This window comes from Bellilinea sp. (genome assembly GCF_034432615.1).
GTDB lineage: Bacteria > Chloroflexota > Anaerolineae > Anaerolineales > Anaerolineaceae > Bellilinea.
Genome location: NZ_DAOUBL010000231.1, coordinates 1 through 10,755, shown reverse-complemented (window position 1 = coordinate 10,755; position 10,755 = coordinate 1). Strand labels below are relative to the sequence as shown.

Here is a 10,755-nt window from a genome sequence, read left to right as displayed (position 1 = left end):
CGCCTGGCAGGCCTTACCGCTGGGCGAAGATTTACTGCTGGTCATTCCAGGCAGCAAAAGCGAAACCGGCCCAAAACCCTGCGCCGCCTGTCCTCCGCTGACCCCCCGTCAGCAGGTCGTCCTGCAATTATTAACCGAAGGACTCACCGCCAAACAAATTGCCGCGCAGCTGGGACTTTCGCGCCGCACGGTATTTCTGCATCTGGCAGGCATCCGCCAGCGGCTGGGAGTGAGCAGCACAATCCAGGCTGTCTGGAAAATGGGCGGGCGGGAATGGAGAAGCCGCAAGGGCTAACCGGTTGTTCCTCTGCCGTTTCTTGGTAAAATCTAAATAACGTCATTTCGGCACAAGGTCAAAACCCGACCAGCAATCCAATTGACCGCTATCTGCGCTTCATAAAACCCAATGGAACAACCGCTCCCCTTTCTTTTCCCGGCACTGTCCGTCAGTGAACTGACGCGCTATTTGCGCCAGTTGTTGGAAAGCGATGAAATTTTACAGGATATCTGGGTGCGTGGGGAGGTTTCCAACCTCTCCCGCCCAACTTCCGGGCATGTGTATTTCACGCTTAAGGATGCCTCCGCTTCGCTGCGCTGTGTCATCTGGCGAATGAACGCCGGGCGATTGCGTTTTGACCTGACCAACGGACAGGCCGTAGAAGCCCACGGCTACATCAGCCTGTATGAGCGCGACGGCCAGTACCAGTTGTATGTAGATACGCTGCGACCGGCCGGCGAAGGCTGGTTGTTTCAGGAATTTATGCGGCTGAAAGCCCGTCTCGAAGCCGAAGGACTTTTTGATGAAAGTCGCAAACGCCCCTTACCGGCCCACCCCCAGCGGATCGGTCTGGTCACTTCACCTACCGGTGCAGCCTTGCAGGACATGCTCAACACCCTGCGCCGCCGCTACCCGCTGGTGGAGGTTGTGCTTTCGCCGGCGGCTGTTCAGGGTGAAGAAGCCCCCGCCGCGCTGGTAGCCGCGCTCAAACGTCTTTACCGCCTGCCCGAACTGGACGCCATTCTGGTGGCGCGCGGCGGAGGTTCACTGGAAGACCTGTGGGCTTTTAATGATGAAGAGGTCGTACGGACGATTGCCGCTTCCCCTGTGCCGGTGGTGACCGGCATCGGACACGAAACGGATTTCACGCTGGCCGATTTTGCCGCCGACGTACGCGCCCCCACCCCAACCGCCGCCGCTGAACTGATCACGCCGGATATGTACGACCTGCGCCTGCAGCTGAACGAGCGCGCCAGCCGGTTAAGGGGTTGGATGCAGAGTAAAATTCACACCGAACACCGTCACCTTGCCGAACGCGCCCGCCGGCTGGCATTGCTTTCACCGCGCCGCCGGATTGATAACGACCGCCAGCAGCTGGATTCCCTGATTGGGCGGGCAGAACGCGCCCTGCTGGCCGCCATTCAATTGCAACGCACCCAACTGACCGGCTGGCAGCACCGCCTGAATGCCCTCAATCCGCTGGCCGTGTTACAGCGCGGTTATGCCGTGGTATATGACCGCAATGGCCAGGTGGCCCATAGTGTACATCAGATCCAAATTGGCGATGATCTGACCATTCGCCTGAAAGACGGCCGCGTGGATGCCTCTGCCCGTCAAATTCACCTCTACCCGCCCGAAGGAGGAGCAACCGATGAGCGCTGAAACCATCCCTGCCGATCAGATGTCTTACGAACAGGCTTTTGCAGAACTGGAAGGGATTATTCAAACCCTTGAAAACGAGCAGCCCTCGCTGGAAGAGGCTTTGCAACTGTACGAGCGGGGACAGGCGCTGGTTCAGCGCTGTGCCGCCCTGCTGGATCAGGCCGAGTTGCGGGTTCGCCAGTTGAGCGGCAGCGATTACGGTTTGGTGGAAGAAGAACAAGAGGAATGACCGTGTGGGAAGATCTGGTCAACAACCGCGTCTTTATCACCGCCATTCTGGCCTGGTTTTTAGGCCAGTTCCTGAAAGTGCCGATTGAATACCTGACCAAGCGGCGCTGGAACTGGGCGCTCTGGTTCAGCAGCGGCGGCATGCCCAGTTCACACTCCTCGCTGATGGTAGCCACCACCCTTTCGATTGGCCTGTATTACGGTTTTGATTCCCCGCTTTTTGCGCTGGCATTCGCCGTTTCGATGATTGTGGTTTACGATGCTGCCGGGGTGCGCCGGCAGGCCGGTTATCATGCCCAAAAGATCAACCTGTTATTCGAGGAATTGTTCAGCGGACACCCCATTTCGCAGGAAAGGCTGAAAGAAGTTCTGGGGCACACCCCCCGTCAGGTGATTGGCGGGATCGTGCTGGGAACGCTGATCGCGCTGATCGTTTACGGGCTGTGGCCGCCGGTCAATCCCTGAATGTGTCCTTTGTCCATCCAACAGGGGGACTTAATCCACTGGCAGAAACAAGGGAGAAGTGGAGTATAATGGTACGGATTTCGGAGAAGATTCTTTTATTGGCAGCGAAACGATGAACATCGAAAAAATCCGACAGGACTTTCCCATACTCAACGCCCAAAGCGGGCGCAAACCGCTGATTTATCTGGATAACGCCTGCCAGAGTCTTCGTCCGCTGGCAGTGATTCAGGCTGTTCAACATTATTACGAAGAATCCCCCGCCTGTGCCGGGCGCAGCATGCACCGTTTAGCCAATGAAGTCAGCCGGCAGGTGGATGAAGCCCGCCAGCAGGTCGCCAAATTCCTGCACGCCAGCCGCAAGGAAGAGATTATCTTCACCCGCAATACCACCGAAGCCATCAATCTGGTTGCCAATGCGCTGGACTGGAAAACGGGCGATGTCGTTCTGCTGACCGACAAAGAGCACAATTCCAACCTGATTCCGTGGCAGATGCTGGCCAAACGCCATGGAGTGTGCCTGAAATTTGTCCCCTCCAATTCGGATAACACCTTCAACCTCTCCGCCTACCAGCAGGCTTTGCAGAGCGGTGTTCGGCTGGTAGCCATGGGTTACACCTCCAACCTCGACGGTGTCAGCATTCCGGCTGAAGAAGTGGTGCGGCTGGCACACAAACACGGCGCACGGGTGCTGCTGGACGCTGCCCAGACCGCCCCTCACCAGCGCATGGATGTGCGCCGGTTGGACGCCGATTGGGTAGCCTTTTCGGGACATAAAATGCTTGCTCCATCGGGAATCGGAATTTTATATGGCAAATACCGCCTGTTGGAAGAGATGCAGCCCTTTTTGGTGGGAGGAGATACGGTAGCATCCTCCACTTACGAAGACTGCCAGTTTCTGCCGCCGCCGGAAAAATTTGAAGCCGGCTTGCAGGATTACGCCGGTATCATCGGCATGGGAGCAGCCATCCGCTACCTGCAGCAAGTTGGGCTGGAAGCCATCGAAAAACACGAAGTCACCCTCAACCAGTACCTCAGTGAGGCATTAAAAAGCGTGCCGGGGCTGCAAATCATCGGCCCGGCCGATGCCCGTCTGCGCAGCGGGATCGTTTCGTTTTTCATCCCCGGCGTGGACCATCACCGCATTGCGCTGATGCTGGATCAAATGGCGGGCATTGCCGTGCGTTCCGGTCAACATTGTGTTCATTCGTGGTTTAATGCTCGCGGTATTGCCGGTTCGGTGCGCGCTTCGGTGTATTTCTACAATACGCTGGACGAAGCCCGCGCGCTGGTGGATGCGCTGATTAAGATCCGCAAGGTACTGTAACTATGTTCTGCGTTGTTTCGTTTGTCATCCTTTCCATCCTGAGTGTATTCAGCGCCGAGAACCGTTCGCTGGCGCGCGAAGCGCTGGATTGTGTACTGCGCCGGGTGACGCTGCGCCCCTGCAACACCGGTTTCGATGAAAAAATGAAGGCCAAAATTCTTGGGTTTGTCATCACAAAAACCGAAACCGGCGCCCGCATTCTCAACCGCTTTTTTGAACCGCTCTCTTGGATTTTCATTCTGCTTTTTTTGGGGAGCACCTTCTTCGCAGTGCGCGGCGTCTATCTCTTCTACGTCACCGGCTCGTGCAACGGTTTGAACCAGAGCGGATTTTGTGTGTTTGACCCCACCGGTCAATCCAATCAGATTTCCAATGTGGGTGAAAGTTGTCCGGTGGTACTGCCGGGTGAAGATCCGGTTTCGCTCAAAGGTGTTAACCTCAGCGGCTTTCCGGTAATGAACGAAAATGGGGAAAAGAGGATTGTCTTCATCGGCTCGTATGGTTGCGAATACTCCCGCAAGGCTTATCCGGTAGTGCGTCAACTGGCCGAAAAAAGCGGGGCCAGTTTCACGTTCCTCTATTACCCCGTCAAAGAGAGCAGCGATTATCTCGCCAAAATCGGCTACTGTGCCTATCGGCAGGACGCGCAAAAATACTGGTCGCTGGTGGATACCTTCTTCACCGCCGAACGCAGTCAAATCGAAGATGAGTCCTTCATCCGTCAGACTTTGGCTGAAACAGGCTACAATCCGGAAACGATTGCCTTTTGCGCCAGTGACTCGCAAACCGAGTGGACGGTCAAAAAGCTGTTGAACGAAGTGGTCAAAACCGGTTTCTTCGGCACACCCACCGTTTTCATCCAAAACGAGGTGTTGATTGGCCCGAAACCGCCGCGCGTGTATGCCATCGCTTTGAACGGTTTGCTTTACTGGGCACGCTGATAAAATTTTGATATGTTGAAACCGTTTTCTAATGTAAAATTAACGAAACGGGTTTACAATAAGAGGTCGTTATTCAAGTTGCAAGTTGTTGTATGAGGGAGTAAGTCGTATGCCGGTCTATACCTATCGGTGTGAAAATTGTGGGGTTCAATTCGAACGCAATCAAAAGTTCAGCGAACCACCGCTGGCGTGGTGCCCGGAATGCGGCAAGAAATCGCTGCGCAAGGTGTACACCCCGGTGGGCATCGTCTTCAAGGGTTCCGGCTTCTACGCAACCGATCACCGCTCGCCCTCCGGACAAACCCGCGCCTCATCGAACGGCCACAACGAAAACAAATCGTCCGGCGAATCCAGCACATCCTCAACCTCATCGGAGAAATCCGGCTCTTCCAGCAGTTCATCTACAACCTCATAACAGGGCAGGTATTGCCTTTGGGGCGGGGGCGTCCTGATTGCCCGGTTCTTCCGGGCTTTTTTATTGGCGCGAGAGGTTTTGATACCTCAATGAGAGTTTTTGAAAGGTCGCTGTGCCTATGATGAGCAGGATCGCTTCGGATGGGAAGCCAGCCGCACCCTGCCGGCGCGCGACTTGCGGTGCAGGAGAAAAACCGTTACAATCAAAACGGTTGTTGGAGGAAAAGCATGTCGAAAGAAATCAAGAAAAAATCCACCCCGCGTGAATCGCCAGAGCAGCGTGCTACCCGCTTGCAGCGGCTGGTGTTCATCATTCTCTCATTGATGATCATTCTGGCAATGGTGCTGTCGGTGGTGTCCACCCTCTAATTCGGTTCTCTCCGCTCCCCGGCTGATTCTTTCCCATCGGAACGGCCTTTTCGAGTCAATTCGGGAACAGCAAAAATCCACTTTGGAAATGCCTTGAACCGGCTGTGGTCGGATTCTCTTTACCCTGCAAATTCAGGGGGGAATCGCTTTCCCGAATGCAAATTCAAAAACCGAAGGGAAACAGACCATGCCAAAATCAACCACACCCTATTGGATAGCCGCCTTTGTGTTGGGCAGTGGGGTAGATATCCTCTTCTGGGGAAAACCGGTTGGGATTTCGTTTTTCATCTGGTCGGCGCTGGCGTTAGGCAGCGCCATGTTCTTGGCGTTTAGCGCCGGCAACCGCCCGGCGCGAGCAAACATCTTGCTGGGCATAATCATCCTCGGGCTGGCGGTTCAACCCTTTTTACGTGCCGAGCCGTTTAGCCAGGCTTTGGGAATTCTGCTGGCATTGCTGGGATTGATGATCTGGGCCGCCACCCTGCGCAACGGCAACTGGCTGCACTTTACCCTGTGGGATTACATCCGCGCAGTAGCGGTACTGATTTTTGCCGCTTTGACCCGCCCCTTCCAGCAGCCAAACCCCGGCGAAAACCATCCAGCCAGTGGACAATATGCCGTTCATCTGCAGCAGGGACGGGCTGTGCTGCGCGGCTTGCTGTTGGCACTCCCAATCGTTGGTCTGCTGGCACTGCTGCTGGCTTCCGCCGACCTGGTATTTGCCCAGCGGATAGAATCGGTCTTGCAGGCTTTGCGGCTGGACAAACTGCCCGAAACACTCTTTCGTCTTTTTTATGTGCTGGTGTTGACAGTTGTCTTTTGCGGTGTGCTCCTGCATGCCGTTCTACCCAGACAGGAAATCCGCCCATCCGAGAGAGAAACCCCGTTTCTTTCCCCGTTTTTAGGCTGGACGGAAAGTAGCATTGTGCTGGGCAGTGTCAATGCCTTATTTGCTTTCTTTGTCATCCTGCAATTCCGCTATCTGTTTGGCGGGCAGGTCAATATTCATGAAGCCGGTTTCACCTACGCAGAGTATGCCCGGCGCGGTTTCGGCGAGTTGGTCTGGGTCGCCCTGATCAGTCTGGGTCTGGTTTTAACCCTGCACACCATCACCCGCCGCGAAACGCCCATCCGCCAGCGCAGTTTCATCCTGCTCAATGGCCTGCTGATCGGGATGGTACTGGTCATTCTGGCTTCGGCTTTGCAGCGCTTGATTTTGTACGAACAGGCCTACGGGTTTACCCGCCTGCGCACCTATACTTATTTGTTCATCCCGTGGCTCGGCTTGCTGTTGTTGACCATTTTAGGATTACTGTTCAGCAATCAAATGCGGCGGGTTGGTTTGTTCTTGGTCATTTTTGGGTTGGGATTTGGTTTACTGCTCGGGTTCTGGAATGTGGACAGCTGGATTGCGCGCCAGAATATCCAGCGCGCCATAAATGGTCAGGACCTGGATGGAGATTACCTGCAAATGCTCTCTGCCGATGCCGTGCCAGAACTTATCCGGCAGGTCAATCAAGCCGGTTTGCCTGCTTCGGCGCGGCAGGAAATTTTAATTGGTCTGGCCTGCCGGGCTGCCCAATCAAGCCCATCCAATCCGCCCTGGCAATCCTTCAACCTCAGCCAAAACCGGGCCGATAATCTGTTGGGTAGCCATGCCGGATTATGGCAGAAGTACCCTGTCGAAGTGGATTCATACGGCAGTTACGTCCTTGTGGACGGACAACACCGCTACTGCGGATATGCCGAACGATGGGATTAACGGGGAGGAGTTTTTATGTTGGAAAAATTGTCAGTTATCTGACATTTGACCAAAAAAGGGGATGAAAATCAGGCAATTAATGGTATATTTTACGATATAAAGACACTCCCTTTTTTACTACAATCATAGGTGTACTGGCAGGTCATGCCTGCTGCATGGGAAGCCGCAGACTTCCCACTTTCTGTTTTCCAAATTATCCCAAACCCCCAAAAAGCGAGGATGCCTTATGCCTGAAGAAGATCCCCGAATTGTTGAATTACGCGAAATGCGCCAGAAGGCGCGGCTGGCCGGCGGTGAAGAGCGCATTGCCAAGCACAAAGCTAAAGGCAAACTGACCGCCCGCGAGCGCATCGAGCAACTTCTTGACCCCGGTTCTTTCCATGAAATCGGGCTGTATGCCACCCATCGCAGCGATGACCTGGGTATGACCGAAAAATACCCCGGCGATGGTGTGATTACCGGTTACGGCACAGTGGACGGACGCACCATTTATGTCTATGCTCAGGACTTTACCGTCATGGGCGGCTCGCTGGGTGAAACTCAGGGCAAAAAGATTGCCGCCATCATGGACATGGCCGCTGCTGCCGGCGCGCCGGTCATCGGTCTGATCGACTCCGGCGGTGCGCGCATCAACGAGGGCGTGCGCAGCCTGTACGGTTATGCCCAAATCTTCCAGCGCAACGCCTGGTATTCCGGGGTTATCCCCCAAATCAGCCTGGTGCTGGGACCGTGTGCCGGTGGGGCGGCTTACTCTCCCGCCGTCACCGATATGATCATCATGGTTGAAAAGCAGTCCTTCATGTTCCTGACCGGCCCGGAGGTGATCAAATCGGTTACCGGTGAAGTCGTAGATACCGAGAGTCTGGGCGGCGCCGATGTGCATCTGGGCATCAGCGGCACAGCGCATATCAAGACCCAATCGGATGTGGAAGCCATCGCCATGGCGCGCAGGGTGCTCAGTTACCTGCCTTCCAACAACGTCGAAAATCCGCCCTTTGTGGATACCGGCGATGACCCCAACCGCATGGACGATTCGCTCAATTCCGTCGTCCCGCTCGACCCATCCGAGCCTTACAACATGCACGAAGTCATCGAGAAAATTGTGGACAACGGCACCTTCATTGAATTACAGGCCCCGTTTGCCCGCAACGCCATCATCGGTCTGGCGCGCATGGGCGGCTACACGGTCGGTATCGTCGCCCAGGAGCCGGCTTTCATGGCAGGTTCAATGGACATTGATTCGGCCGATAAAATTGCCCGCTTCGTCCAGTTCTGCGATTCGTTCAACATCCCGCTGGTCACCTTCTGCGATTCGCCCGGCTTCCTGCCCGGGGTGGATCAGGAACACCGCGGCGTGATCCGCCACGGGGCCAAGGTGCTGTATTCCTATTCCAACGCCACAGTACCCAAGATTCAAATCATCACCCGCAAAGCCTACGGCGGCGCTTACATCGTCATGTCCTCCAAAGTGATGGGGGCCGACATCTCCTTTGCCTGGCCGAGCGCCGAGATTGCCGTGATGGGCCCCGAGGGTGCGGCCAACATTCTCTACCGCAAACAAATTCAGGAAGCCGAAGACCCGGCCGCCGAGCGCAAGAAAATTGTGGAAGAATACCGCAAGAAATTCCTCAACCCGTATGCAGCCGCAGCCGATGGCTTTGTGGATGATGTCATCGAACCGCGCGAAACCCGCATGCGGGTGATTGCCGCACTGACAGCCCTGCGTGAAAAAGCCACCTCCACCCCGGCCCGCAAGCATGGCAATATCCCGCTCTAGCCGGTAAACGGATTTAAAGAGGAGCGCGATCCATGTCCGAATTACTTTCGCAAGGTTTATTAATGACCGCCATTGGGATGGGGCTGGTTTTTCTGGCACTCATCTTCCTGTGGGGACTGATCAATCTGATTGCCAGTCTGCCCATTAAAGGCCGCAAAGAAGAGGAAGAAGAAATCCTTGCCGAAGGGCCGGAAGTTGTAACAACAGCTGAACCACCCGCTGATGAACGGCAGGCTCTCCGCGCACGCGCTGCCGCGGCAGCAGTTGCCGCGGCCCTGGCCGTGCAGCGTTCGGCGTTACGCATTGCCCCACCCGCCGGAGGGGCTATCAGCGCCTGGCAGGCAGCCCGCCGCGGCAATCAGTTTGCCCTCAACGCTCAAATCACCTCTCGAAAAACCCGGAGTTCTGTGCGATGAAACTGAATGTAAAAATCAAAGACCAAACTTTTGAAGTGGAAATTGCCGATTTGAACGCCCGCCCAATTCTGGCAACGGTGGATGGTGAAACCTTTGAGGTCTACCCTGAAGAAGCCGCTCAGCCGGTCGTTCGCGCGGCAGCAGCGCCGGCCCCCACCCCTGCTCCCGCCCCGGCTGTGGCAGCCCCGGCAGCGGTCAGCCGCCCGGCTGCACCTGCCGCACCGGTCAACGCCAGCAAAGCCCTTTCGGCGCCCCTGCCGGGAACGGTAGTCGCTGTTCTCGTCAAGGAAGGTTCGGAAGTCAAATTTGGGCAGGAATTGCTCACCATTGAAGCCATGAAAATGAAAAACGCCATTCGTGCCACGCGGGATGGCAAAATCGCCGCTGTGTATGTCAAAGAGGGCGATTCTGTCCGACACGGGCAGCCATTGCTGGAATACGCCGACTGACGGAGGCGGACAATATGGACTTTAGCGAACTGCTAGTCGAAATTTCCAAAGGCATTACCGCCTTCACGTGGGGTAATGCGGTGATGATCGCCGCCGGGCTGGTGTTGATCATACTGGCTATCGTCAAAGAGTTTGAACCGGTCTTGCTGCTGCCCATTGGCTTTGGCTGTATCCTCGCCAATCTGGGCATGTCCAACGATCACGGCATGTTCAAAGCGCTGTATGAGGCCGGCATCAAAACCGAGTTGTTCCCGCTGCTGATTTTCATCGGTGTCGGGGCAATGATTGACTTCCGCCCCCTGCTGGCCATGCCGCGCATGGCCCTGCTGGGGGCCGCCGGCCAGTTCGGTATCTACGCTACTCTGCTGCTGGCCATCCTGTTGGGCTTTCCGCTCAATCAGGCCGCTTCCATCGGCTCCATTGGCGCCATTGACGGCCCAACCGCCATTTTTGTGACCACCAAACTGGCCCCCGAAATTCTGGCGCCGGTTACCGTGGCAGCCTATTCCTACATGAGCCTCATCCCCATCATTCAGATTCCGGTGATGAAGCTGCTCACCACCCGCAAAGAACGCCGCATCCGCATGGAATATGCTGCCCGCCCCGTTTCGGATACGGTCGTGATCGCCTTCCCCATCATCGTCACCGTCGTCATCAGCCTGATGGCCCCGGATGCCGCCCCGCTCATCGCCACCCTGATGCTGGGTAATCTGCTCAAAGAAAGCGGTGTGGTGGACCGCCTGAGCAAAGCCGCTCAGAACGAGATCATCAACATCACTACGCTATTCCTTGGGTTGACGATTGGCTCGACCATGACCGCCAGCAGTTTTCTGAATGTGCAAACTCTGATGATTCTCGGTTTGGGCTTTCTGGCCTTTGTGGTGGATACGGTTGCCGGCTTGATGTTTGGCAAGTTCATGTCATTCCTTACTGGCGGCAAGATCAACCCG

The 10,755-nt window shown here is 55.8% G+C and carries 13 protein-coding genes; all 13 read left to right on the top strand.

Going from position 1 to position 10,755, the window contains the following annotated elements:
- Positions 1 to 295, top strand: a 295-nt coding sequence (locus VAE48_RS10120) for a helix-turn-helix domain-containing protein (protein ID WP_322793205.1), incomplete at its 5' end; no start/stop codon positions are given.
- Between the two features lie 111 nt (positions 296 to 406).
- Positions 407 to 1,660 (top strand): exodeoxyribonuclease VII large subunit, encoded by a 1,254-nt coding sequence (gene xseA, locus VAE48_RS10115; RefSeq protein WP_322793204.1) that lies wholly within the window; start codon positions 407 to 409, stop codon positions 1,658 to 1,660.
- Positions 1,650 to 1,889 carry an exodeoxyribonuclease VII small subunit gene (xseB, locus tag VAE48_RS10110; protein WP_322793203.1) on the top strand — a complete coding sequence of 80 codons (240 nt, stop codon included), beginning with the start codon at positions 1,650 to 1,652 and terminating at the stop codon, positions 1,887 to 1,889. The genes xseA and xseB overlap by 11 nt, the downstream gene beginning before the upstream one ends.
- Positions 1,886 to 2,353 carry a divergent PAP2 family protein gene (locus tag VAE48_RS10105; protein ID WP_322793202.1) on the top strand — a complete coding sequence of 156 codons (468 nt, stop codon included), beginning with the start codon at positions 1,886 to 1,888 and terminating at the stop codon, positions 2,351 to 2,353. The genes xseB and VAE48_RS10105 overlap by 4 nt, the downstream gene beginning before the upstream one ends.
- A gap of 112 nt (positions 2,354 to 2,465) precedes the next feature.
- Positions 2,466 to 3,677, top strand: coding sequence for an aminotransferase class V-fold PLP-dependent enzyme (locus VAE48_RS10100; protein WP_322793201.1), 1,212 nt, complete (start codon positions 2,466 to 2,468; stop codon positions 3,675 to 3,677).
- Positions 3,678 to 3,679: 2 nt separating this feature from the next.
- The gene (locus tag VAE48_RS10095) at positions 3,680 to 4,618 is read left to right on the top strand and encodes a DsbA family protein (RefSeq protein WP_322793200.1); all 939 of its coding nucleotides are present in this window, start codon (positions 3,680 to 3,682) and stop codon (positions 4,616 to 4,618) included.
- A 109-nt stretch (positions 4,619 to 4,727) separates the two neighbouring features.
- Entirely contained in the window at positions 4,728 to 5,033 is a 306-nt protein-coding gene (locus VAE48_RS10090; RefSeq protein ID WP_322793199.1) for an FmdB family zinc ribbon protein, read from the top strand.
- Positions 5,034 to 5,260: 227 nt separating this feature from the next.
- Entirely contained in the window at positions 5,261 to 5,401 is a 141-nt protein-coding gene (locus VAE48_RS10085; RefSeq protein ID WP_322793198.1) for a hypothetical protein, read from the top strand.
- A 187-nt stretch (positions 5,402 to 5,588) separates the two neighbouring features.
- Positions 5,589 to 7,163 carry a DUF4173 domain-containing protein gene (locus VAE48_RS10080; RefSeq protein WP_322793197.1) on the top strand — a complete coding sequence of 525 codons (1,575 nt, stop codon included), beginning with the start codon at positions 5,589 to 5,591 and terminating at the stop codon, positions 7,161 to 7,163.
- 226 nt (positions 7,164 to 7,389) lie between these two features.
- Positions 7,390 to 8,940 carry an acyl-CoA carboxylase subunit beta gene (locus VAE48_RS10075; RefSeq protein WP_322793196.1) on the top strand — a complete coding sequence of 517 codons (1,551 nt, stop codon included), beginning with the start codon at positions 7,390 to 7,392 and terminating at the stop codon, positions 8,938 to 8,940.
- Between the two features lie 32 nt (positions 8,941 to 8,972).
- Positions 8,973 to 9,356: an OadG family protein gene (locus VAE48_RS10070; protein WP_322793195.1), complete on the top strand. Its 384-nt coding sequence runs from the start codon at positions 8,973 to 8,975 to the stop codon at positions 9,354 to 9,356.
- Entirely contained in the window at positions 9,353 to 9,805 is a 453-nt protein-coding gene (locus tag VAE48_RS10065) for a biotin/lipoyl-containing protein (RefSeq protein ID WP_322793194.1), read from the top strand. Before VAE48_RS10070 ends, VAE48_RS10065 begins: the two co-directional genes overlap by 4 nt.
- Positions 9,806 to 9,819: 14 nt before the next feature.
- Positions 9,820 to 10,755: sodium ion-translocating decarboxylase subunit beta (locus tag VAE48_RS10060; protein ID WP_322793193.1), on the top strand; the 936-nt coding region annotated here is incomplete at its 3' end.